A 25,175-nucleotide genomic window follows, 5' to 3' on the forward strand; every position below is an offset into this window, starting at 1 on the left:
CTTCAAGCCCTCTCAGCCGACAAAGGCTGAGAGGGCTTTCTTACATGCGAATTTTTCCTGTCCTGAGTCTCAAAAACGCATCGGATTCACCGCTTACAAATACAAGCAGCCGGAAATTCAAGATATCCTTTTATGCACGGGGGGACTGATACTGTGGCGTTGATTTTGGGCCGCAGGCTCCGGCGCTCCCGGTTCCGACCAAACCATTGCCGAGATAAAGGTGGTGCACGGAATGGTCAGAAGCATGCCGAGGCTGCCGACTAAGGACTGCAGGAACTCAACAATGATTTCCTCCTGATTCACAAGCTGCATAATCGGATAATCGGAAGCGGCATAAATGACGAGAGTGACCAGGCTGCTTCCGACGTAAGCCAGGATCAGCGTATTCATCATGGTCCCCATGATGTCCCGCCCGATGGTCAGGCCCGATTTTATCAGGATATACCGCGAAATGCGGCTGCCTCTGTTTGATTTTATTTCCACCAGCGAAGAGGCAATGGACATCGCCACATCCATGGTGGCGCCAAGCGCCCCGATGGTGACCATGGCGAAAACGACCGCCTGAAGATTGAGCGGCTGGTTCGCAAACAGCTCCATCAGCCGGGAAGACTGATCGTTGTAAAAGCCAGTCAGCTTCATGGTATGGTTGAACACCAAATAAATGCTTCCGGAGAAAACGACTCCTCCGATGCAGCCCAGCGCTGCGGCCAGGCTTTTCCGGTTCATTCCGCCCGTCAGCAGGAACGTCACACAAATGACATACACGCTGACCAGCACCGTACAGAGGTAGATATTGAACCCCGCAAGAATCATCGGAAGAAAAACATAAAAGACGGACAGGCAGGTCAAAATCAAAGCAATGACGGTATGCACTCCCTTTTTTCCGCCGAAAATCAGGATCAGCGCCGCCAGAATAACGGACAAAAGGATGATCTGGTCTATTCTCTCATAGTTTTCGAACACCCATTCCGTACTCTGGTCCTGCGTCAATTTTCCCAGGACCACTTTGTCGTTTTGACTGACCGCGGGGGGCATTGTCGGATTATCGATATAGGAATATTGGGTAGCCTGTACCATTTGACCCTTGTTTTGTCCGCTTGTGATTTTTGCAGTAAACGTCACGATTTTTCTTGTGGAATCGCTTTGATCCGGCTGGGTGCTGTTTACGGCTGTGACCTGAGCAAAGACCTGATCGTCCAATTCCGAATCCCTGCTCTGAACGATAATGCTGAGTTTATGCTGCTCCGCGATGCGGTTGCCTCCGTAAAGAAACAAAATGGATAAAATCAAAACAAAAAGATAAGCGGTCCTGTTCTGCCTGTACATCTTCATCACCTTCGTTATCAATTTGTATGACCACGAGGCAACGATTATGTAACTGATTTTACACGGCATTCGTCAGACGCTTTTTTATCAATACAATAAAATTTTTCAGCGGTCCATGAAATTTTTCAGATACTCCGAAACGGACCGGTTCATCTCCAGTGAAAAATCGGACATATATTTTCTTTTGCAGAAGGCCTCTATACTCTCCCGCGAGCCATTCTCACCGTACATACGGAGCAGTTCTTCCGGCTGCATTTCCCTGTACGAATCCGTGTGGACAATATGCTCCTTTTCAAAGCGCCCGGGTTTTCCCCTTTCCTTTTGCTGCTGAGTGGGATATCCGTAGACCACCATGACAGCCGGGAGGGTATATTCGGGCAAAGAGAGAAGCTCCCGGACCTTTTCACAGTTTTCCAGAATATCCCCGATATAGCAGGAGCCAAGCCCCAGCGAATGAGCCGCCGTTACGGAATTCTGCGCGGCGATCAGGGCGTCGGAGCAGGCGAGCAGCAGGTCGCCGGGTCCGGGCTTGCGTGGGAACAGGCCCGCGGCGCTGAACATTTTATACCACCTGTCATAATCTGCCACGAAGATTAGAACGACCGGGGCTTTGGCAATAAACGGCTGATGGTCGCAAAGGACGGATAACTGCTCCTTACTCCTGCTGTCCGTCACATCGATGATCGTGTACAGCATCATGTTTCCGGCTGTAGGCGCCTCAAACGCCGAGGCGATGATTTCGTTTTTCACATCCTGAGAAACTTCACGGTTCTCAAAAACCCGCACAGATTTTCTTTCCCGCAGCTGTTTTAAAACTTCATTTTCCAATCTCATTTTCCTCCTGACAGCTTTTTGTGCTTATTATAGCACACTTTCATCCATGAAGGGGCCGTTTTGCAACGGCCCCTTCATGGATGAAAAAATTTTTTGCTATTTTAGAGTCCACTCCGCGCTTTGCCGCTGCAGCTGAACCATCCGGGGATAAAGCTTTCCGCGCTTCATCAGCTCCTCCGGCTTTCCCTGTTCGGCCACGACGCCGTTGTCCAGCGCGACCAGATGGTCCGCGCCCGCGACGGTCCGCATCCTGTGTGCGATAATCAGCACGGTTTTGTCCTTGACCAGACGTGAAATCGCGGTCTGAATCTGGGTTTCGTTTTCCACGTCAAGGGAGGCGGTCGCCTCGTCCAGCAGGATGACCGGCGCGTCCTTCAACAGCGCGCGCGCGATGGAGGTGCGCTGGCGTTCCCCGCCGGAAAGGGTGGAGCCGTTTTCCCCGATCACGGTATGGTACCCGTCGGGGAAGCGGCGGATAAACTCGTCGCAGTTGGCGGCTCTGGCCGCGGCGTACACCTCCTGATCCGTCGCGCCCTTCCGCCCCAGACGGATATTGTTGAGGATCGTATCGTTGAACAGCACCACATCCTGAAAGACGATGGCAAAGCTTTTCAGAAGCGTTTCCGGCTCCACCGCGGTCACATCGACGCCGCCGACCGTTATTTTCCCGTGGTCCGCGTCCCAGAACCGGGCCGCCAGCTTGGCAGCCGTGCTCTTTCCGCCGCCCGAGGGGCCGATCAGGGCCGTAACCTCCCCCTGCTTCGCCGTAAACGATACGTCGTCAAGAACCGTTTCCCCGTCGTTGTAGGAAAATCCGACATGGTCGAACACGATATCGTACCCATCGGGGTCGTACCGGCTGCTTCCGGCCTGAACCGGATGATTTTCCAGCTCCTTCATGCGCCGTATCTGGATCTGCGCATTGAATATTTCAGCCAGATGCATCAGGCAGACGGACAGGGGATCATACAGACGGGAAACCGTCATTAAAAAGATCAGGTAAGTCAGAAAATCGGTCCGCCCCTGCGAAAGCAGGTTGGCCCCCACTAAAATAGTGATGGCGAATCCAAGCCGCAGAATCAGCTGGGAGGAAGAAACAAAAACACCCGTTATCAGCTCCGAACGGATGGACGCCGAAATGACCCTGTCCAGCTTCCGGTCAAGCGCCGAAAGGTATTCCTCTTCCCGCCCGCACGCACGGATATCGCGGACAGTCTCCAGACATTCCTGCACGCCGTCGGCGGCGGCCAGCTTGATGTCGACTTTCCTGGTCCCCCATTTATTCTGAATCCTTTTGCTCCCGACGGTCACAATCAGCGCCGCGGGAAGGACGATCAGAGTAGCCAGCGCCATCCGCCAGTCCATGACGAACAGCCCGATTCCCACCAGCGCAATGGAAATAACGGACCCGAACAGCTGGGGAACCGCGTGGGAAAAGGTGTGCTCCAGCTCCGTACAGTCGCCCATCAGCGTGATGGTAAGCGCGCTCAGGTCGCGCTGTCCGAAAAAGGAGAGCGGCAGCATCCGCAGCTTTTCCGCAAGCGTCACCCGGCGGTTCGCGCTTTCCTCGTATGCGGAAACATAGGTGTTGCAGTACTGAATGTAATGCAGAATAAAAATAACAACCAGAAGCCCCACGGCAATCGCCGTGTATTTCCAGACCTTCCCGGTATCGGAAGAGCCGCCGAAGAGCGGTTTCAGGAGCTCCTGCAGGGTCAGGATCAGCAGGCCGACCGGCAGCATCAGGCTGATATCGGCCGCGGCGCTGGCGGCGATCCCCTTTTTCAGGTCTTTGGCGCCCTGCTCGCTCAGGGCAAATATCTTACGAAACATAGGAAACCTCCTTGCCGACGCTCCAAGAAACGGAGCTCTGATAGTCGCGCCACAGCGAAGCGTAAATTCCGTCGTTTTTGAGGAACTCTTCGTGCCGGCCCTTTTCTTCGATTGTGCCGTTGGACAGCACCAGAATTTCGTCCGCATTTTTCACCGTGGAAAGCCGGTGCGCGATCATCAGCACCGTTTTTCCCTTCGTCAGCTTTTCAAAGGCCACCTGAATCTTATGCTCGTTTTCCGGGTCGGCAAAAGCGGTGGCTTCGTCCAGAACGATAATCGGCGCGTCCTTCAGAATCGCACGCGCCAGAGCGATCCGCTGCTGTTCGCCGCCGGACAGGTAAATGCCCCTGGTCCCGATCACTGTCTGCAGGCCCTGCGGAAGTTTTTCGAGAATATCGCCGCACTGGGCCGCCCGGGCGGCCCTTTCCACCTCCGCCGCGGAGGCGTCCGGCTTCGCCGCGCGGATATTGTTGAAAACAGTATCCTTAAACAGACGGGAATCCTGAAAGACAAACGCGATCTGCCTCATCAGCACATCCGGCTCGATATCCCGCACGTCTGCTCCGCCGATTTTGATGCTTCCGGCGTTCACATCCCAAAAACGGGGCAGCAGGCTGGCAGCCGTGGTTTTCCCGCCGCCGGAAGGGCCCACCAGCGCAACCGTGGAGCCCGCCGGGACGGTAAAGCTGACGTCGTTCAGAGCCGGGATTTCCGAACCGGAATAGGTGAAGGAAACATGGGAAAATTCGATCTGCGACCCGGAGGGCATTTTCGGCATGTCCGGCTTCGGGAGCGGCTTTTCCTGCAGCAGGGAATCAATGCGGTGCACCGATTCCTCCGCAATCATTTTATAACTGGCCATATACATGATCTTATTGATCATGGCGGAACAGGCCGGAGTAAACAGGAGATAGAAAATATAGTTCTGCAGAAACAGGCGGATGTCCGGCGCATACACGGCGAAAAGGAATCCCGTCGGAATCAGAAGGAAAAAGGTTCCGTTCAGGATGGTGGTAAAAGCGGTCATCGATTTCTTAAAGGAGAGAGCGTAAGCGGAGACGTATTTTTTATACTTCATGATAGAGCTGTAGAAGCTCTTGAAGGAATAGACGGTCTGCTGGAACACCTTTACAACGGGCACCCCGCGGACGTATTCCACCGCCTCATTGTTCATCTCCTCCAGAGAATCCTGATACACTTTCATAAAATCCATGGATTCCCCGGTCATCATTTTCATCTGGATCACAAATCCGGCGGCCATAGGAATCAGGCAGATAAGGCCGAGCCGCCAGTCAAACACGAACAGCAGGACCAGCATGGTCACCGCCGTTACAACAGTCCCGCTCAGGTCGGGAATCTGATGCGCCAGAAACGTTTCGGTCTGACCGGAGTTTTCATCGATGATTTTCCTCAGCTTTCCGCTGCTGTTCAGCGAAAAAAAGCCCAGCGGAAGCGTGACCAGATGCCGCAGGGCCTGTGATTTCATATTTCTGGCCGTATGGAACGCCGCAAGATGGGAGCACATCAGCGCCGCAAAATAGAGAACGAAGCCCACCGCGAAAGCGGCCACCGCCCACCAGCCGTACAGGGCAAGTCTGCCGCCGTTGAGCGCGGACATGTCCGGAGCCGCACGCAGGACCTCCCGGACACATAACCAAATGCAGACGAACGGCAGCAGCATAAATACCGAACTGATTCCCGACAGGACACAGGCCGTCACAACAAGAGCTTTGTACTTTCCCGCAAACTCAAGCAGCCGTGGAATCCCCGTTTTTTGCTTATGCATAAATTTCCTCCTTCAATATACAAAGTGTTCAGTTAGCGTACGCTAACTACAAGCTATTGTAAAAGATGCCAAAAGGGATTTCCACTCCAAAAAGCCCCGGCTGCTCCGAAAGGCCAGCTATTTATTGCGGTATTCCGAGGGGCTCATCCCCATGATTTCCTTAAAGGCGGATGAAAACTTGCTGGGGTTCTCGTACCCCACCCGGCCCGCGATTTCCGCTACGGTAAGCGCCCTGTCGCGCAGCAGCTCTGCAGCGGTCTGAATGCGGTATTCCCGCCGGTAAGCCGAAGCGCCCTTTCCGTAAATGGATTTGAAACAGTTCTTTAAGCCCGTCAGGCTGATTCCGTGCTCCCGTGCCAGCTGTGCCAGCGTGATATTCTTTTCGAGGGAGCGCGTCAGGTGGTCCCGGATATGCTTTACCTTCCGCACCTGATTCGCGTCATAATAAGGGACTGTCTCATAAGGAGAGGATGGCAAATCTTCCAGCAGGAGAAGCAGTTCCAGCGTTTTCAGCCGCAGATATCCCGCCTGTGTTTCCCAGTCCGCCCGATAGATTTCGTCAAAAATCCGCTGTATCCGTTCCGGGGATTTCAGAACAAAGCACCGGTTTTCTGGACAGAGCTTTTCGCGCAGTCCGCCCAGAGGAATCTGGAAGCCGGAGAGCTGTGCTTCAAAATATTTCCCGGCGGCCCAAAGGTCCATAAAGACGGAGACGCCCTGATACATTTTAAGGGGAAAACAGTTGCCGCTGGCGGCGTTTTCCAGCATATTGACCGCGAGGTCCCCTTCTCCCATATAGGCATAGGCGCCGCGCCTGAATTCACACTCAAAGCGGCCCCTCCGGCAGTGATTGATCTCCATCATGCCGGGCTGGGGCGACGCGGACTGAAAGCAATGAAACGTGGAAAAATCATTCAAAATCAGGTCCACCCCCGGAAACAGGCTCAGGACCGTCATAGTCCCCTCCCCGTCCTCATACCCGACATGGTAAACCGTCCGGATTCCGCTCTGTGACTCCATGCTTACCTCCGGACCAAACGCCTGTTTTGTTCTCGATACCATCGCATTCCCCCGCTTTCAGGAACAATCTTAATAATTTACAGCATTTCCAGTTGATTCTGCAGCAAGGTCACGTTCCTCCCCCGCCTTCGGCGGGGGAGGAACGTATTTTGTCTTGCAAACTGAAATGGAATTGATGTAGTTTTATGTTAGCATATGCTAACCTCAAATACAAGAACTTTCTGAAAGGTCTATGATTCCGGCCCCCGCTCCAGCATCGACATAAAGTCCCTCATGGCCTGTGTCAGATACTTGTTTTTATGATAAATCAGTTTAAACCGCCTCCGGAAGCGGATGCCTTTCACATCCCTGCGGCACAGCAATCCGGATTTCACTTCATTCCGGACTGCCCGCGCGGAGATGACGGAAACGCCCAGTCCCGCCGCCACGGCGTTTTTAATGGTATCCGAGTTGTTGCAAGTCCAGGCGGCTTCCCAGGGAAATCCGTTTTCGGCCATTTTATCCTCAAAGGTTTTCCGGGTTCCGCTTCCTTTTTCCCTGATGATAAAATTTTCCGTCCCCAGTTCCCGCGGATCGATCTCCCCGCAGGCGGCAAAACGGTGACGGGGAGAGCAGATCAGAACCAGCTCGTCGTCCATAAAGGCGCGGCTGACAATGTCCGGAGAAACGGTTTCGCCCTCCACCAGTCCAAGGTCAACGGCGTCCTTCAGAATCAGTCCTCTATTTTCGCCGTATTGTCCTCGACCACTTCCATCTTTACCGCCGGATTGATTTTCCGGAACCTTGAAACGGCTTCCGGCAGGACATGGGCGCCGACGGTGACGCTTGCGCCGAGGCGGACGGTTTCGTTGTGACAAAGAGCCCTCATATCGTTTTCCGCTTCGGCGTTCATGCGTATCATATGGCGCGCATAGCCCAAAAGCTTCCGCCCGGCCTGCGTAAGATAAAGCTTTCGCGACAGCCGTTCAAAAAGCCGGACCCCGTAGTGGTTTTCCAGCTCCGCAATCGCCTGGCTCACCGCGGGCTGAGAGATAAAAAGCGTTTCCGCCGCCGTTGTCATATTCATGGTGTCGCAGACCGCGACAAAGATTTTAAAATGCCTTAACGTCATATTTTCTCCTCTACAGCATTTTCAGTTGATTCTGAAACAAGGGTTGTGTTCCTCCCCTGTCAAGGGCGGGGGAGAAACATGTTTTGTCTCGCGAACTGAAATGGAATCGCTGTAATCATAATCATTTTCTAATAGTATCAATAAGATAATAATATTTTACTAATCGTCAGTCAAGGCGTATGATAAACGGCGAAGGAGAGAATGAAATGAAAACATTGCTCAAAAAGCTGCCGGGCATTGCCCTGACGGCGGTGATCGCCATCCCCGCGTGGCTGATCGGAAAAATCATCCCCGTTGTGGGCAGCCCCGTTCTGGGTATCCTGTTCGGCATGCTGCTGGCTTTCTGGAAAAGGCCGCAGCAGTTCAATGACGGCATCGGTTACACTTCCAAAAAGCTGCTGCAGTACTCCATCATCCTGCTGGGCTTTGAAATGAACCTGTTCAACGTCTTTAAGGTCGGAAAGCAAACACTCGTGTTAATGGCCTTTACCCTTACGGCGGCCTTTCTGACCGCCTATTTTGCCGGTAAGCTTTTAAAGCTGGACGGCAACACCAAAACGCTGATCGGGGTCGGCTCCGCCATCTGCGGCGGGTCGGCGATTGCGGCGACCGCGCCCGTCATTCACGCGGACGACGACGAAGTCGCGCATTCCATTTCGACGATCTTTCTGTTCAACGTCATCGCCGCCTTCCTGTTTCCCTTTCTGGGACATGCTCTCGGCATGAGCGACCAGAGCTTCGGTCTTTGGGCGGGTACCGCGGTCAACGACACCTCCTCCGTTGTCGCCGCCGGGTACACGTTCAGCAACGCGGCTGGCAATCTGGCGGTCATTGTCAAGCTGACCAGAACGCTGATGATCGTTCCCGTTACGCTTGTGCTGGCGGTCTATACCGGCAGAAAGAGAAGCAACAAGGGAGGCTACAGCATCACAAAAATTTTTCCGTGGTTCGTGCTGGGGTTTGTTCTCGCTTCGGTCGCCAACACCTTCCTGCCCCTGCCCGCCGGGATGGGAAGCTTTTTATCACAGGCGGGCAAATTCGTCATTGTGATGGCCATGGCGGCAATCGGACTGAACACCAATCTGGTGAAGCTGGTAAAAAGCGGCGGCAGGCCGATTCTGCTCGGTTTTCTCTGCTGGGCGGTCCTTTCGGTCACATCCCTGGCGGTACAGCATTTTATTCTTCAGGTATAAAACCGTCTCCGCACTTCGTCCATCCGCATCCGACCGGGCGGCTTGACAAAACAGAAAACCGCTATTACAATAAGTCCATGTGTAAATGAAAATCATTTGCATGTGGACTTTTTATTTCCCGATATTTCGTGACCATATCATTCTGTGCGGAGGAAGGTATCATGATAAAAACAGCACGCGGGCAGCTCCGCAAACAGAATTTCCGCGGAGGGCTCTGAAGATGACGAAAATTGAAATCATCTGCGGTTTTTTAGAAAGCGGCAAAACTACGCTGATCCAGAAGATACTGGAACAGGAATACTGCAAGGAGTACCGCCGGATCGTGATCCTCCAGTGCGAAGAAGGGCTGACGGAATTCCGCGCTTCCGCAATGGCAAACAAGGACGTTGTTCTGGCACAGATCGAACAGCCGGAAAAAATCCGGAAAAGGCTGTTCAGCAAAATGAAGGAAGAGCTTGACCCCGACCTCATTTTGATCGAATACAACGGGACATGGCCGATCGAGCAGCTGCTGCGCGTGCGGCTGCCGGCGGATTATCGGATCGACCGGGTCCTGTTCTGCGCCGAAGCTTCCACCTTTCCCCTCTATATGAAATACACGGGAAGCATGATGCTGAACCAGCTGAGCAACGCGGACGCGGTCTTTTTTAACCGCTGCGGCGGGAATACCGACGCGCTGAAAGCGACGGTAAAAAGCTGCAACCGCACGGCGGAGCTTTGCTTTACGGAGGAAGCGGCGGAACAGTACGCCGTACGGGTCCTCAAGCCCGAGGAAGTGCGGAAAGAAAACAGCCTGCGCAAAAAAAAGCAAATCGGTACGGCAGCCGCGCTGGTCGCCCTGTATTTCCTTGCCATCCATTTCTTTCTGAACGCGCCTCCCTATATCAAAAGCATCAACATGATCTTTATCGGCATTCTGATGCAGGCCGTACCGTTTTTGCTGGTCGGCTCTTTTGTTTCCGGACTTTTACAGGTTTTTGTTTCGGACGATACCCTTGTGCGGATGTTTACCGGCCATAAGTGGCTGGGGTACCCGCTGGCCGTGGTATCCGGCTTTTTCTTCCCCATCTGCGACTGCGGAATCGTCCCGATCGCCTCGCGGCTGACCCAGAAGGGCGTCCCTTTATCAAAGGCCATGGTCTTTATGCTGGCGGCCCCCGCCATGAACCCCATTACGATCCTGTCTACGATCTACGCGTTCCCGGGACAGCCGCAATACGCGCTGTACCGTGTCCTGCTGGGGACGGTGGTGGCGCTGCTCACGGGCCTGGTCCTGAATCTGACGCATGTCCGGACCGAAGACGTCTTTCTCTCTTCCTCCGCGGCCTGCTCCTGCTCCGTGGCGACGGTCAATGTACGGGGAAGCGGCGCGGCGGCAAAAGCCGAGTCGGTACTTCTGATTTCCGGCCAGGAATTTTTCACGATGGGAAAATATATCGTAGCCGGCGCTTTCGTATGCGCCGTACTGCAGCAGGTGGTCCCCGTTTCCTACTTCAGCAATACGGGGTCCCGGATCATTCTTCCGCTGCTGCTGATGCTGCTGGCCGCCTTTTTTATGTCGGTCTGCTCCACGTCCAACGCGTTTATCGGCAGAAGCTTTCTGAATATTTTTCCTATGGCGGCGGTCATGGGCTTTATTGTAATGGGTCCCATGCTTGACCTTTCCAATTTATTGATGCTGGGCAGCAACTTCAAAAAGAGCTTTATCATAAGATTGGCCTGTACTCTGCTGACGGTCGCATATCCCGTCTTTTTACTGTTTTCCGTTTTCCTGATAGGAGGTAAGTAATGAAACGAAAAGCGAATTCCGAACTGATCTTTCAGGCGCTGATCTGTATGGCGCTCTCCGTCCTGTTTGTCTTTGCGCTGATTTCGGGCAAGGCTTCCAACTATATTCATCCCCGGCTGTTCGGGTTTCTGTGGTTCGCCGCCGCCTTTCTGTTTTTGATCGGCGCCGTTATGCTGCGTTACTCAAAAACGCCGAAACACAATGCCAGGCCGCTCAAAAATATGATTCTGGTGATCCCCATCCTTACCGCGGTCCTGATCCCGGTGGGAGCGGTGCAGAGCCAGGCGATTTCCTTCGGAATTTCCGCCGGAAGTACGCGGAGCAGCAGCGCTGCCGCGCAAAGCCCCGCCTCCTCCGCACCGGACAAAGGGACCGTGATACCGGACACCGCAACCAGCAGGGACGATATTGGAATTGAGGCTTCCTCCCCCTCCTCCGGCGTGCCTGGAGAGGACAAAAACGGAGTCGTCACCGTCACCGACGAACAGTTCGCAAGCTGGTATCAGGACATCAATGAAAATATGAAAAAGTACGAGGGAAAAACCCTGAAGATGAAAGGGCAGGTTTTCCGCATGAACACGTTCGGAGCCAGCGAATTTGTCCCTGCGCGCTACGCCATGGTCTGCTGTGCCGCTGATTTGCAGCCCTGCGGGGTTCTGTGCCGCAGCAGCGCGGCTTCCCAGTATCAGGACGGCGAATGGCTCTGGGTGACCGGGGAAATCAAGATTGAAAATTACCAGGGGCAGACGATGCCCGTCTGTTACGTGACCAAAATTGAAAAAGCGGAAAAGGCAAAGCAGGACTATATTTATTTCACCTATTGACGCAACGACCATGGAAATTCCCGGCGAACGGCCGCAACGGCTTCGGGACGCCGGCAAGAATTCCATGACAGGAAAGTGAGGAAACTCAATGAGTACAAAAATCGATATTATTTCGGGCTTTCTGGGTTCCGGAAAGACAACCCTGATTAAAAAACTGCTGAACGAAAAGCTGTCCTCGGAAAAAGTGGTCATTATCGAAAATGAATTCGGAGAGATCGGGATCGACGGGGGAATCCTGAAAAACACGGGAATCCAGATCAGAGAGATCAACGCCGGCTGTATTTGCTGCACCCTTTTGGGGAACTTCGACGCCGCTTTAAAGGATGTATTGAAAAAATACCACCCGGACAGGGTCATCATTGAGCCTTCCGGCGTCGGCAAGCTTTCCGACATTACAGAGGCCTGCAGAAAGGCCATCACTCAGTCGGACAGCGAAATCAATATACAGGCAGTAATTGTTGATCCAATAAAATACAAAATGTATATTAGAAACTTTTCGGAGTTTTTCAGCAATCAGATCGAATGCGCGAAAACAGTCATTCTGAGCCGGACCCAGAAGGTCGAAGCTGAAAAGCTGTCGGAGGTGGTGAAGGATATCAAAGCCCGCAATCCTTCCGCCAAAATCATGACGACCCCGTGGGAGGAGCTTTCTGCGGAGACTATCCTCGCCGCGGCGGAGCAGGAGGGCGCCGTTCCGCTGATTGAACAGGAAGCCCCGCACAAGCACGGCGGTCACTGCGGGGACCATGAGCATGTGCACGACCACCACTGCGAAGGGCACGAGCACGGGGACCACTGTGAAGGCCATGAGCACGGGGACCACTGTGAAGGCCATGAGCACGAGCACGACCACCATTGTGAAGGACATCACCACGCCGACGATGTGTTTGAGAACTGGGGTGTGGAAACGCCGCGCACCTTCTCCGAAAAAGAAATCAGAGATATGCTGAAAATGCTCTCCGATTCCGAAAAATACGGCACGGTTCTGCGCGCAAAGGGGATTGTGCCCGTGGATGAAAAGGACTGGACACAGTTCGATTTCGTCCCGGAGGAGTTCGGGCTTCGTCCGATCGCCCCCGACTATACGGGCCGCCTGTGCGTGATCGGGGTAGGCCTCAACCGCCCGGCGCTGGCGGAGCTGTTCGGCGTCTGACGGCCAACATAAAAAGCGGTACCCGAAAAGGCTGAATCGGCCTTTTCGGGTACCGCTTTTTTCCGGATGATCTCTGTTGGAAACGGCCCAAAATATTTTCAGTATTTTATATTCGTTATGTTCGTTCGGCCTTTTTATTCCTCAACGAGGAAATCCTTAATTTTATCCAGAATCTTCCGGTCGTCGGAATGAATATTCAACCGAAGGGGCTTGGTCAAATCGATGCTGAAAATCCCCATAATCGATTTGGCGTCCACAATATGCATTCCCTCAATAATTTCAAAATCCACTTCCTCATTGCTGATGCTGGCAGTGAATTTTTTTACCTTCTCAACGCTGTCCAAAAGTATTTTCACAGTCATCATAATCTGATTTCCTATCTCCTTACTGAATGGATTTTCTTTGGTTATTGGCCCTGTCGATCACCTTCTGCCGGAAATTGATGACCTGATGCTCATATTCCTGATTCATCAGACTGGAATTAATCAGGAAATCGGCGGTCGCCTTATTATTCGCTATCGGAATATCGTACACCTGGGCGATTCTCAGCAGCGCCTTTACGTCGGGATCATGTGGCTGTGCTTCCAGCGGATCGGAAAAGAAGATCACAAAATCGATATTTCCCTCCACGATTTTAGCGCCGATCTGCTGGTCGCCGCCAAGCGGTCCGCTGTTATAGCCCTTTACGGGAAGGCCTGTCCGGTCGGTCACCATCCTTGCCGTCGTTCCGGTGCCGCACAAAAAATGGTTTTTCAGAACATCCTGATTTTTCGCGCACCACTCAATCAGTTCCTGTTTTTTTCCGTCATGGGCAATCAGCGCGATTTTTTTCTGTTTTCCGATTGTAAAGGTAATAAACTCATTATCCATAAATCATTCTCCTGTCTTATTGTTTCCATCGGCTCTTCGCGTATCCTGAAATGATTTTTCTATTGTTCCTAAAGTCTCCGGATCAAGTCCCGATCGCCATTCGGCGATTTACCATATTATAGCAGATGGCCACAGGGAGTTCAAGGGAATCCGAGTGCTCCGGAGCAGCGTGGAAAGCTGCAAACCTTCCGGAATCATCTGCACAAAAGGCGCTGTGTGAGGATATCGGAAAAGATTTCCATCCCGTCCGTTCGCACAATCCGGATCGCATCGCCAAACTGTCCGCTCTGGGGCAGAATGGACGAAAGGATATTTTCCTGTTCCAAAATCCGTTCCGGGTGAAAAACCACATTTTTTTGGCCGTTAAAAATCGCCACATAAAAAATCCCCGTTTCGACAAGGTCCTGAAAGAAATGGCTGCCATAGGACAGCTCCGGCATCAGTCCCTCCGCGGGCGACGCTACCTCACAGATCACCGCCATGTTGCAGAGCTCGGAAAAATGCACGGGGACGCCCAAAGAAGGCGTCGTCGTCCCCCAGCGCCCGGGGCCCATCAACAGGACATTCTTCCCCTTCAGCGCGGTATTGATCATGCCGATCTGCCGCGCGACCATATATTTATTCTGCTCACTCAGATTCAGATACGCAGGCGCGTGTACATAAACGACATAATCGATGGGCAAATGCACGTTTCCGCCCATGAAATTTCCCTCGGAAGCGAAAAAGCAGTCCCGTTCATCCGTGAGCGCAGGAATTTCCACGGATTTTCCCAGCCCCCGCGTCTGCAGCGGCCGGCACTGCAGAAGGTTTACTTTAAAGGACCGGTCCGTTCTGAAATTTGCCGTAAATTCAATATCCACAGGATAGTTATATACGTTCGACAGAAGCGCCAGCAGGTCTTTCATAAAGCGGGGAAACTCCGTCGTTTTCAGCAGCTTTTCAAAGTGGAGGATATGCGGTATTTTTTTGTCGCTGTAGCCCAGCTCGCGCAGCCGCGCGGCCGCCCGGAAGTCCTGTCCGGCAAACAGCTCCCTGTCCGTATGGATATCATACGACAAAATTTCTTCCAGCCCCTTGCCGGTCAAAGCGTTTTCCGGAAGAGAAAGGACGTCGACAAAGTGCTGGGAAAACTTCTGCTGATCATCGTAATCCGTCGGCGGGGTGCGCAGGGGGTCGTCCAGACAGACGATCCTGACATAGTCGCCGACCGTTCTGTCCACCGCCCGGGTACCGAGTCCGAACACCAGCCGGAGCATGCCGGCCTCCATGTCGACGCTTTTATCCCAGACATAAAGGTTGGAGGAGTTCCCTACGCCGGCAAGATGCGGGAAAAAGTTTTCCCCGTGGTAATCCCCGGAAACGCGCTGGACCAGAATGGCCATCTGCTCATCCTTTTCGGAGAGCCCCCTGCTGATCCGGTAGGAAAGCGCGTCTTCGTTCATCGTGCTGGCGTAAACCGTACGGATCGCCCGTTCAAAGGCTTCGTAGCGTTCTTCGGGGGTGCCCTGATTCACGCAGAAGATGCTGTCGTACTTTCCGGCGAACGCATTGCCGAAGTTGTCCTCCAGCAGGGAGCTGGAACGCACGATAATAGGAGACTGGCCGAAATGCTCCAGCATCTGGAGGAATTGCTCCTGAATCGTCTCCGAAAACCTGCCGTGCAGAAGCCTTTCCTTCAATTCCGGGGCGTATTTGAAATAGCCGCCTTCCGTTTTCTGCTTCATCCGCAGCTTCCACAGGCCGTTTTGAACAAGATAAGTATAAAAAAGATCGGAACCGAGGTAATAGGAGTCGTGGGGTTCCAGAAAGGGAGTGAACCGGTTTCCGCCGTCCTTCTCCAGTATTTTCCGGGCAAGCAGCATGCCGACGCTTTTACCGCCGATAAACCCTGTCCCGACCTCCCGGGCATAGATCATCAGGATATCGTTCAGAGTAAAATAGCGGTCGCACAGCTCAAACATTCTGGATTTTTCCCCGATCAGCATGGACATCAGGTCCCTTTTGACCGCTTCCCGCCGCTCCGGAGCAAGGTGGACGGCCTCTTTCGCCCGGCTGAAGATCACGTCCCAGTAGTCAAGCCGTTCTTCCCCGCGGCTGATTCCGGAAAAAAGCTCGGCGGCGTCCGCGCTGGAGGTGATGGAGACCGCCTCCCCCTCCTGGATCAGATGGGGAAAAAACATGGTGGGGGAATAGCGCCTGAGCACCTTGAGCGGATGGATATAGAATTTGCCCCCGACCTGATACAGGTCGAGCAGAAGCTGCGTCGTCTCACGGATTCCGGCAATGGTGCCGTAGGTGTGGATATTGCGCATGATCGCGAAATAGGCGACCGTGTCCAGTTCGTACAGGAACGGGCAGGTCACTTTAAAGAAGTTTTCGATCATCAGGTCGGAATGCCAGTATTCCAGCAAATCGGTCAGACAGTCAAAGACATAGAAAGCTTTTCTGCCCTCCCGCTTCACCAGACTGTATACTTCCGCGACAAAGCTTTCAAAGCCTTTCTTCGCCTCGATCCGATAGAGCCTGATATCCGGGCTGTCCTGCAGAATCGGTTCGTGTCCGGCAAAACGAACGTAGATCAGTTTTCTGTGATCCCGCTTCGCCTGTGCGGCAAACGGTTCCGCCATTTTCCGATAATCGGCCGCGGTATCCACCTGCCAGACCACGTTGTCCCCCAGCCTGAGGCTGTCGATCACCCGGTCAAAGCCGCCCAGCCCGGTGCTTACCCGTTCGTGTATGTTCATGCCGCACCTCCGTTTTGCTGATTCCGAAAACAATTTTTTCTTATTATAACACAAACGATGCCACATTTCCGCGGCACCGTTTTTTATTATGTTATGATTGAATTCAGGTGGAGGACCGGATCACCAGCTCCGTCGGAAACACAATGTTCCGGACCATGCCGGTATCTCCGCAGATGCGGCTGTACAAAACGTCCGCCGTCGTTTTCCCCATCTCCTGAACGGGTACGGAAATCGTCGTAAGGCCGGGGAAAGTATAGGAGGAGATGGAGTCGTTGTTGAAACCGATCACCGCGACGTCCTGCGGAACGGTAAGCCCCATTTCCTTAATCAGGGGAAGCACGGCGGACGCCAGCGTATCGTTTCCGACAAAAATCGCGTCGGGGCGGTCTTCCGCGGGCATGGATAAAAGCCCGCGGACATCGTTCAGGCAAACGCCGATGTCCCATTTACAGTCGAGCATCCACTCCGGACGGTATTCCAGCCCGGCAAGCTCCAACGTGGAACGGATGGCGATCTGCCGCTTATCGCTGCGGAAATCCTTCAGGTTGGCGCCGCCGACATAGGCTATTTTCCGGTACCCCCGGTCGATCAGATGGCGGACAGCCTGAACGGACGCATTGAACAGATCGAAGCCGATATTATCCAGATTGCCGTACGCCGTGTCGCAGCCCACTACATACCTGACACGGCTGCAGACGTAGCGGAACGCGTCCTCGGGAAGATCATCCATGATGACCAGCCCGTCCAGGTCCCGCCCGAAGGTGAGATCGAGCTTCTGGGGATTGCTCAGCTCGCTGTAGTTGCGTACCGTCGTGATGATGCAGTTATGCTCCAGCAGCCTGCTTTCCAGCGCCGATAAAATGGAGGAAAAATACGGGTCTGCGTATTTTTCCGCGGTCATGGACAAAATACAACAGATATTTTTGGCCTGCACCTTCGGCAGCCGCCGTTTATAAGAATAATTGAGGGCGGCGGCGGCGTCCTTCACTCTTTTGCGCGTCTTTTCGGTCGCCTTATAATTCGCGTCCCCGGACAAAATTCGCGATACCGTTGCGATGGACACATCCGCATATTTTGCCACATCCCTGATTGTCGACATCATGTTCCTCCTATCAATGCGCAGTTGTTTGCCAAACAAATTATAAACATTCGCCAATAAAATGTCAATCCAAAGTAAAAAAGCCGAAAAAGGAAAGTTATCCTTCCGCAAATTTCCCAAAGGAAAGATTATCTGGGGATACTAACGGTTAAACGAGGACAAATTCCAGGCAGGAGAATCTGAAAATCATAGTTGCCAGTCATTGTTTACTAAACTAATAATTTCTTTTCCTAAAATATTACTGCGGTTTTTCAGAAAAGCTCTTGTGATATTTCACAGAGCTAAGATATATTTATTAAAATTAATCACAAAAATACATTATAAAAAGATATTTTTGACAAATATGATTTACAAATTGATTTTTCAATGCTACAATACTTTCAGGTTGTTAAGAAAACAAATTATTGTTTCACTAATCGATTCATTTGCAACCGCGGATAGGAGTATGCAACATGTCAAAAAAATTTGCTTTCATCGGTTCGGGATCCCTGGAATTTACAAGAGATCTGGTTCGTGATATCCTTACCTTTGACGCTTTTCGGGACTGTGAAATCGCGTTGATGGATATCGATTCCAAAAGGCTTTCCTATTCCAGGAAGGCAGTGGAAAAAATAATTGAAAAGGGCAGCTACCCCGCAAAGGTATCGGCGACTTTGGACCGCCGCGAGGCCCTGAAAGGCGCGGACGGCGTCCTGATTACCATTCTGCAGGGCGGCGTCGACGTATGGCGCCACGATATTGAAATTCCCGCAAAATACGGGGTCGATATCTGTGTCGGCGATACGAGAGGACCGTCCGGTATTTTCCGGTTTTTAAGGACCGCGCCCGTTATGCTGGAGATCATCCGCGATGTGGAAGCTCTGTGCCCGGACGCAATCGTCCTGAACTATACAAACCCCATGGCGCTTCTGTGCGGATATCTGCAGCGCCAGACCAAAGTAAACGTGACCGGCCTGTGCCACAGCGTACAGGGTACCGCGGAAATGCTCGCCGGCTTTATCGGCGCGAAACCGGAGGAGCTGACCTACACCTGCGCCGGGATCAACCATCAGGCGTTTTACCTGAAAATGGACTGGAAGGGACAGGACGCGCTGCCGCTGCTGAAAAAAGCGGTGCTGGAAAAGCCGGAGGTCGCGGCGGAAGAACCGGTCCGGTCCGAAATGTTCCTCAATCTGGGCTATTATCCGACGGAGTCGTCCGGGCACAATTCCGAGTACAACGCCTGGTTCCGCAAACGTCCGGATTTAATCGAAAAATACTGCACGCACGGCACGGGCTGGAACCCGGGCGCCCACGCCTACATATTGGATGAGTATTTGAAAAGAGAATGCTCCTGGGAAAGCGAATTCCGGAAGATGCTGGAAGAAGAGGAGTTCGATCTCAGAAGGGGCGACGAATACGCTTCCAATATTTTCAACGCCGTCTTCGGCGACCACACTCCGTTTGAGTTTAACGGCAACCTCAGGAACTTCGGCCTGATCGACAATCTGCCCGACGGGGCCTGTGTAGAAGTACCCGTCCTGTCCTCCCGCGCGGGAATCCGCCCGTTCCACGTCGGCAAACTGCCCGACAACCTCGCGATTCTGGTCAACACCTCTTCCCGCTGCGAGGAACTGGCGATCGACGGCGCGATCGAAGGGGACCCGTGGAAAATTTTCCAGGCGGTTCTGTTCGATCCCCTTACCTCCGCCGTGCTCTCCATGGCGGAAACCAAGCAGATGGTACAGGAAATGCTGGATAAAAACAAGGAATACCTGACCTATTTCAAATCGCTCGCCATTTAAATCGATTTATTTTGGCTCACCCTGCTCCCGCAGCAAGTAAGATACAATCAAATTCAAACAATGGAGGATTGAAATGAAAAAGTTTACATCTTGTGTACTTGCCGTCGCTCTGGCAGCTTCCCTGCTGACCGGGTGCGGCGCACCCGCTGCAAACTCCGATTCCTCGGCCGCAGGAAAGTCGGGCGCCGCCACCACGATTACCCTGTGGTCCCATATCGACGAAAACTGGAACCCCGCTCAGGACAAAATGATCGCGGATTTTGAAGCGGCGAATCCCGACATTAAAGTGGTACGCGAATCTTTTCCCTATGACGAGTTTGAATCCAAGACGCAGACCTCCCTTTTAAGCAAGGAAGGCGGAGCGGATGTTTATCAGCTGTGGGGCGGCTGGGCGATCGATTACGCCAAGACCGGGGCCTTCTCTCCCGTACCGGATACATACATGGAGAAGGTCAAGGCGGACAGCTACGAGCCTGTCATCGGTTCCTTCGGCTACAAAGGAAAGTACTACGGCGTCCCGCTGGAGTTCAACATCGAATACGGCGGGCTGCTGGTCAATACCCCGAAATTCAAGGAGCTGGGCATTCAGTACCCCGCCACATGGGACGACATGATCAACATCGCCAAGAAGAATTCCTCCTCCGACGGCGCGGTGTATCACCTTCGCGGACTGGATTTCGTTGGATGGGATACGCTTCCCTACACCTGGCTGTCCATGATTCTTTCCTCCGGCGGCAAATACATGGAAGGCGACAAGTTCAACTTCAACAATCCTGTCGGCGTCGAAACCATGCAGAAGCTGGTGGACTATGTTGCCGTTGACAAGATCACAAACCTCGACGGCCTGACCAACGCCAGCGACACGGAGCCCTATCAGAAACTTTTCACCAGCGACGAGGAACTGATGGTTCCCCGCGGACCGTGGACGGTCTCGGAAGGCATCCATGTTGACGGTCTGGAGTACGGAAAGGATTTTGAATACGTTGCAATGCCGTTCTACGGCCCGCAGAAGCTGTTCGCGGCGGAAACCGGCTGGGGGCTGGCGGTCAACGCTTCCTCGAAAAATCAGGAAGCGGCATGGAAGTTCGTTGAATTCTGGACCGATCCCGACAGAGTGCTGGATTACAACATTGCCTGCGGCATGGTGCCCGCATCCAAAACCGCGGCCCACAATCCGGAGCTGCTGAAGGCGATGCCTTATCTTGAGCCGCTGGTAAACATTCTGGACGGCGGTAAGTTCATCGGTTATTTCAACACGGATAAACTGAAGGAAAATGTAAAAAACACCTTTATTGATATCGTGAACAACAAGACCCCTGTGGCTGAAGCGCTTGAAAAACTTGACAGCACAATGAACGCGGAATAATCATTGCACATGAAAATACGGCGGACTTTTGACAAAGGAGAGAGCCCGCCGTCTCTCTAAGGAGGATCGACCCGTGAAAAACAATCGTTTTGTCTATTTTGTGCTGCTCCCGATTTTTCTTCTATTGGCAGTCTTCTTCGTACTGCCCATTGCAGGCGGCCTTGCGATTTCCTTTTTCGATTACAACCCGCTCAGAGCCATCAACCATTTTATCGGATTTGAAAACTTCGGTAAGCTGATGTCGGATAAAATCTTCCTGAAATCCACCACAAACACGCTCGTATTTGTCGGCACTACCGTTACTCTGAATATATTCATCACCCTCGTGCTCGCGCAGCTGATCAGCATGCTGCCGTGGCCGAAATTCCGGAGCTTTTTCCGGGTGATCTTCTTCATGCCCTGCGTGGCGCCGCTGATCGCCTCCAGCGTGGTATGGGGCGGGCTCTATGCCACCAAGTACGGCCTGATCAACAATATGCTCAAAACCTTCTTCGGGATCTCCCCGGTTAACTGGCTGGGAACCGCAAGCTACGTGATGCCCGCCATCATTATTTTCACGCTTTGGGCCGATATCGGCTACAACATCATCCTGTTTTCCGCCGGCATGGACGGAATCCCGACGGATTTCTACGAGGCGGCCGAAATCGACGGCGCGGGCATGGTGAAAAAATTCTTCTATATCACCCTGCCGCTTCTGGGAAGAACCGTCAGCTTCGTCGTGGCCATGACGATTATCTCCCATTTCCAGATGTTCGCGCAGTTCCAGGTTCTTGCAAAGCTGGGCGGCCCGGAAAACTCGGGAAACGTTCTTACCTATTACATCTATAAAACCGCTTTCCAGACCAAGGATATGGGTTACGCGTCCGCAATCGCGGTCGTTCTCTTCGTTCTCATCATGATCGTCACGATCATTCAGCAGCGGCTCAACCGCGTGGAATGGGGGTATTAAGATGGCAAGCAATTCCAGAAAATACTACAAGCTGTATGTTGTGATCGCCGTCATCCTGATGGTTTTCGCCCTGCTCATTATTGCGCCCTACATCTGGATGATGCTCACTTCCTTCAAGAGCACCCGCGAGGTTTTATACAACCCCGGAAAAGTCATGCCGATCAAATGGACGCTTTCCGGCTACCTCACCGTTTTGACAAAATCGCCGTTCTTCAGCTGGTTCAAAAACAGCGTGATCGTGTCTGTCACCGTGACGGCGGCGGTCATCTTTACAAGCACGATCACCGGCTATGTGTTTTCCAAATACCGCTTCAAGGGGAAAAACTTTCTTTTCTGGCTGGTGCTGAGCACCATGATGGTTCCCAGCCAGATCACCATGATCCCCCGCTTCCTGATTATCAATCAGGTCGGCCTGTACAACAGCCTGCAGGCGCTGATCATTCCGGCGATCGTATCCGGGTTCGGCATTTACCTTTGCCGGCAGTTCTGCGACGAAATCCCGGACAGTCTTTGCGAAGCCGCGAAGCTGGACGGCGCGGGGGATTTCCGCATCTACGCCAGCATCATCCTGCCGCAGCTGCGGCCCTGCATTGCGGCTTTAGCAATTTTCACCTTCCTGGATATCTGGAACGACTACCTGAATCCTCTGATCATGCTCTCCACGCTGAAGAGCATGACGCTTCCTCTGGCGCTGACCTATTTCTCCGACGCGCATTCCACCGATATCAGCGCCGTCATGGCGGCCTCCGCGCTGATTATGCTCCCGGTGACCATTCTTCTTCTCTGCTTCCAGAAGCAGTTCATCAAGGGCGTTGCAATCTCTGGCATGAAATAAAAAAACAGACACAGGCGGATCGACCCGTTTTCCGGGCGATCCGCCTGTTTTTATGTTTCTATGCCGCAAAATGAGAAACGGCTGTATTGCCTAAGAAGAGAATGTCAGCCCATGCACACACGGACGACATGCTTTTGCCCGTCGCCGCACACCGAAAGGACGTTGCCCCGTACCGGTTCGCCGTCAAGCGTCATGCTTTTTACGCCTTTGCTCTTCCCCGCCGTATTGTCGATCTCGATCCGGTACGTGGAGCCGCGGAACTTGCGTTCCACCGTAAAACTGCCGAAATCCTCGGGAATACACGGATCGATTTCCAGTCCGTCGAACTGGGGCCGGATACCGAGAATAAACTGAGAGACGTTGTAAAAGCTCCAGGCCGCCGTACCGGTCAGCCAGGAATTTTTCGCCTCGCCGTGCCGCGGCGCATCGCGCCCCGCGATCATCTGCGCGTAAACATAGGGCTCGGTGCGGTGTACTTCACTGATCTGTTCCGTATAGGCGGGGCAGGTTTTTTTGTAAACGGAAAACGCCAGATCGCCGCGGCCGAGAACGGTTTCCGCAATGGAAACCCAGGGATTGTTGTGACAGAAAATGCCGCCGTTTTCCTTATATCCCGGAGGATAGGAAGATATTTCGCCCAGATTCAGCCGGTAAGACGTATAGGACGGCCAATTCAGAACCAAACCGAATTCCGTATCAAGATGCCGGTGCACGGAATCCAGCGCGCGCTGCGCCAGGCCTTCCTTTACGCCGACTCCGGCCATGACGCAGAAGCCCTGCGGTTCGATAAACAGCTTGCCTTCGTCGCATTCCCGGCTGCCGACCTTGTCCCCGAAGGCGTCGTAGGCGCGCAGGAACCATTCGCCGTCCCAACCGTCCCTGAGGATGGCGTCGGTCATATTGCGCACTTCGCGAAGCGCACGTTCCGCTTCCCCCGCGCAGCCCGACCGGCGCAGGATTTCGGCGTACGCCGGGCCGACCGAAACAAACAGCCCCGCGATAAACACCGATTCCGCAATTCCGCTTTCAAAGTTCGCGCAGGTCTGGAAGGATTCCCCGGGCGTTTTGGAAAAACAGTTCAGGTTCAGGCAGTCGTTCCAGTCGGCGCGGCCGATCAGCGGAAGCCCGTGCGGTCCAAGGTTGTTCAGCACATGGTCAAACGAACGTTTCAAATGCTCCAGCAGGGGGACCTCCGTGCCCTCCGCGTTATTGAAGGGAACCTGCTCCTGCAGAACCGGCCAGTCCCCCGTTTCCTTCAGATACGCGATCACCCCGAAAATCAGCCACAGGGAATCGTCGTTAAACCCGCTGCCGACTTCATGGTTGCCCCGTTTGGTCAGCGGCTGGTACTGATGGTAGGCGCTTCCGTCCTCCATCTGTGTAGCGGCGATATCCAGAATACGGGTCCTTGCCCGGGAGGGAATCAAATGCACAAAGCCGAGAAGGTCCTGCGCGGAATCCCGGAAGCCCATCCCCCTGCCGATCCCGGACTCAAAATAGGAGGCGGAGCGCGACATGTTGAACGTCACCATGCACTGGTACTGGTTCCAGATATTCACCATGCGGTTCAGCTTTTCATCCCGGCTGTCAAGGCGGAAATTGGAAAGCAGGCCATCCCAGTACTCTTTGATACGGGACAGCGCGGAATCCACCTGCGCGTCTGTGGAAAAGGCGCTCAGCAGCTTTTTTGCCGGCGCTTTATTGACAACATTCGGCGATTCCCATTTCTGATCTTCCGGGTTTTCACAGTAACCCAGAACGTAAATCAGGCTTTTTTCCTCCCCGGGGGCAAGGGTCATACGGACGCAGTGGGAGCCGACGGGCGCCCAGCCGCTTGCGACGGAGTTGCGGGGCTTCCCCTCAAGCACCGCGTCCGGCCTGTCAAAGCCGTTGTAGGCTCCTAAAAAGGATTCCCGGTCCGTGTCGAAACCGTCGATCGCGGTGTTCACGCCGAACACCGCGTAATGATTGCGCCGCTCGCGGTATTCCGATTTGTGGTAAATCGCCCTGCCGTCCACTTCCACTTCCCCGATATTGAAATTGCGCTGGAAGTTCGTCATGTCGTCGTACGCGTTCCAAAGGCAGAATTCAACAAAAGAGAACACCTGAAAGCTCTTTGGCTCTGCGGAGGTGTTCTTCATCGTCAGGCGGGTTACTTCACAGTCCGCGCCGATCGGGACAAAAACGGTCTGCGTCGCCCGCAGGCCGTTTTTGCTGGAACCGAAAATGCTGTATCCCAGCCCGTGGCGGCACCCGTAAGAGTCCAGCGGCGTTTTCGTCGGCGCCCAGCCCGGATTCCAGACGGTGCCTTGGTCATTTATATAAAAGTAACGCCCTCCCGCATCCGTGGGAACATTATTGTACCGGTACCGCGTGAGGCGAAGCATGCGTGCGTCTTTATAAAAACAATACCCCCCCGATGTGTTTGAGATCAGTGAAAAAAAGTCTTCGCTTCCAAGATAGTTGATCCAGGGGTAGGGGGTGTCCGGCCGGGTAATCACATACTCCCTGCGGACGTCATCAAAATATCCGAATTTCATAGGCAAGTTCCTCCCAATGCTTTGTTTGACTACAAATTCCGAAAACGATTTAGTAATTTCACAAAACACGAAACCCATTTTCTTTATAGTAATGGGTATGACGGATAAAATCAAGTGTT

Annotated in this window: 18 protein-coding genes and 1 pseudogene; 8 read left to right on the top strand and 11 right to left on the bottom strand. The window is 53.3% G+C overall.

Annotation, left to right across the window (positions count from 1 at the left end; translation table 11 throughout):
* Positions 1-117 precede the first annotated feature (117 nt).
* The 6 genes and pseudogenes from ACRQV7_RS10845 to ACRQV7_RS10870 all read right to left on the bottom strand — a co-directional run bounded on the left by ACRQV7_RS10845 (position 118) and on the right by ACRQV7_RS10870 (position 7,910).
* Entirely contained in the window at positions 118-1,326 is a 1,209-nt protein-coding gene (locus ACRQV7_RS10845) for a YibE/F family protein (RefSeq protein WP_275713864.1), read from the bottom strand.
* A gap of 105 nt (positions 1,327-1,431) precedes the next feature.
* Entirely contained in the window at positions 1,432-2,160 is a 729-nt protein-coding gene (locus tag ACRQV7_RS10850) for a nitroreductase family protein (protein ID WP_444658145.1), read from the bottom strand.
* A 96-nt stretch (positions 2,161-2,256) separates the two neighbouring features.
* Positions 2,257-3,993, bottom strand: a complete 1,737-nt coding sequence (locus ACRQV7_RS10855; protein WP_444658146.1) for an ABC transporter ATP-binding protein — start codon at positions 3,991-3,993, stop codon at positions 2,257-2,259.
* Positions 3,983-5,779: an ABC transporter ATP-binding protein gene (locus tag ACRQV7_RS10860; RefSeq protein ID WP_444658147.1), complete on the bottom strand. Its 1,797-nt coding sequence runs from the start codon at positions 5,777-5,779 to the stop codon at positions 3,983-3,985. The genes ACRQV7_RS10855 and ACRQV7_RS10860 overlap by 11 nt, the downstream gene beginning before the upstream one ends.
* Before the next feature lie 117 nt (positions 5,780-5,896).
* The gene (locus tag ACRQV7_RS10865) at positions 5,897-6,799 is read right to left on the bottom strand and encodes a helix-turn-helix domain-containing protein (protein WP_444658148.1); all 903 of its coding nucleotides are present in this window, start codon (positions 6,797-6,799) and stop codon (positions 5,897-5,899) included.
* A 230-nt stretch (positions 6,800-7,029) separates the two neighbouring features.
* Positions 7,030-7,910, bottom strand: a pseudogene (locus ACRQV7_RS10870) (LysR family transcriptional regulator).
* A gap of 206 nt (positions 7,911-8,116) precedes the next feature.
* Between ACRQV7_RS10870 and ACRQV7_RS10875 the strand changes: the two are divergent.
* The 4 genes from ACRQV7_RS10875 to ACRQV7_RS10890 all read left to right on the top strand — a co-directional run bounded on the left by ACRQV7_RS10875 (position 8,117) and on the right by ACRQV7_RS10890 (position 12,869).
* Entirely contained in the window at positions 8,117-9,103 is a 987-nt protein-coding gene (locus ACRQV7_RS10875) for a YeiH family protein (RefSeq protein WP_275713871.1), read from the top strand.
* Positions 9,104-9,323: 220 nt separating this feature from the next.
* Positions 9,324-10,892 (top strand): permease, encoded by a 1,569-nt coding sequence (locus ACRQV7_RS10880; protein ID WP_444658150.1) that lies wholly within the window; start codon positions 9,324-9,326, stop codon positions 10,890-10,892.
* Positions 10,892-11,716, top strand: a complete 825-nt coding sequence (locus ACRQV7_RS10885) for a TIGR03943 family putative permease subunit (RefSeq protein WP_444658151.1) — start codon at positions 10,892-10,894, stop codon at positions 11,714-11,716. Before ACRQV7_RS10880 ends, ACRQV7_RS10885 begins: the two co-directional genes overlap by 1 nt.
* A gap of 88 nt (positions 11,717-11,804) precedes the next feature.
* The gene (locus tag ACRQV7_RS10890) at positions 11,805-12,869 is read left to right on the top strand and encodes a CobW family GTP-binding protein (protein ID WP_444658152.1); all 1,065 of its coding nucleotides are present in this window, start codon (positions 11,805-11,807) and stop codon (positions 12,867-12,869) included.
* Between the two features lie 134 nt (positions 12,870-13,003).
* On the opposite strand, the gene ACRQV7_RS10895 is transcribed toward ACRQV7_RS10890, so the two are convergent.
* The 4 genes from ACRQV7_RS10895 to ACRQV7_RS10910 form a co-directional block, all read right to left on the bottom strand.
* Complete coding sequence (locus ACRQV7_RS10895) at positions 13,004-13,234, bottom strand: HPr family phosphocarrier protein (protein WP_275713876.1); 231 nt, start codon at positions 13,232-13,234, stop codon at positions 13,004-13,006.
* Between the two features lie 19 nt (positions 13,235-13,253).
* Positions 13,254-13,739, bottom strand: coding sequence for a methylglyoxal synthase (locus tag ACRQV7_RS10900; protein WP_275713877.1), 486 nt, complete (start codon positions 13,737-13,739; stop codon positions 13,254-13,256).
* A gap of 194 nt (positions 13,740-13,933) precedes the next feature.
* Positions 13,934-16,483 (bottom strand): PEP/pyruvate-binding domain-containing protein, encoded by a 2,550-nt coding sequence (locus tag ACRQV7_RS10905; protein ID WP_444658154.1) that lies wholly within the window; start codon positions 16,481-16,483, stop codon positions 13,934-13,936.
* A gap of 103 nt (positions 16,484-16,586) precedes the next feature.
* Positions 16,587-17,582 (bottom strand): LacI family DNA-binding transcriptional regulator, encoded by a 996-nt coding sequence (locus ACRQV7_RS10910; RefSeq protein ID WP_444658155.1) that lies wholly within the window; start codon positions 17,580-17,582, stop codon positions 16,587-16,589.
* A 452-nt stretch (positions 17,583-18,034) separates the two neighbouring features.
* On the opposite strand from ACRQV7_RS10910, the gene melA reads away from it, so the two are divergent.
* The 4 genes from melA (at position 18,035) to ACRQV7_RS10930 (ending at position 22,516) form a co-directional block, all read left to right on the top strand.
* Positions 18,035-19,366 carry an alpha-galactosidase gene (gene melA, locus ACRQV7_RS10915; protein ID WP_444658156.1) on the top strand — a complete coding sequence of 444 codons (1,332 nt, stop codon included), beginning with the start codon at positions 18,035-18,037 and terminating at the stop codon, positions 19,364-19,366.
* A 73-nt stretch (positions 19,367-19,439) separates the two neighbouring features.
* Positions 19,440-20,732, top strand: coding sequence for an extracellular solute-binding protein (locus ACRQV7_RS10920; RefSeq protein ID WP_444658158.1), 1,293 nt, complete (start codon positions 19,440-19,442; stop codon positions 20,730-20,732).
* Positions 20,733-20,805: 73 nt separating this feature from the next.
* Positions 20,806-21,681: a carbohydrate ABC transporter permease gene (locus ACRQV7_RS10925; protein ID WP_444658160.1), complete on the top strand. Its 876-nt coding sequence runs from the start codon at positions 20,806-20,808 to the stop codon at positions 21,679-21,681.
* Between the two features lies 1 nt (position 21,682).
* Positions 21,683-22,516, top strand: coding sequence for a carbohydrate ABC transporter permease (locus tag ACRQV7_RS10930; protein WP_275713883.1), 834 nt, complete (start codon positions 21,683-21,685; stop codon positions 22,514-22,516).
* 104 nt (positions 22,517-22,620) lie between these two features.
* Here the strand turns inward: ACRQV7_RS10930 and ACRQV7_RS10935 are convergent, their stop codons facing one another.
* Positions 22,621-25,056 (bottom strand): GH36-type glycosyl hydrolase domain-containing protein, encoded by a 2,436-nt coding sequence (locus ACRQV7_RS10935; RefSeq protein WP_444658162.1) that lies wholly within the window; start codon positions 25,054-25,056, stop codon positions 22,621-22,623.
* Positions 25,057-25,175 lie beyond the last annotated feature (119 nt).

It is taken from the genome of Caproiciproducens lactatisolvens (assembly GCF_052443335.1).
Taxonomy (GTDB): domain Bacteria; phylum Bacillota; class Clostridia; order Oscillospirales; family Acutalibacteraceae; genus Caproiciproducens.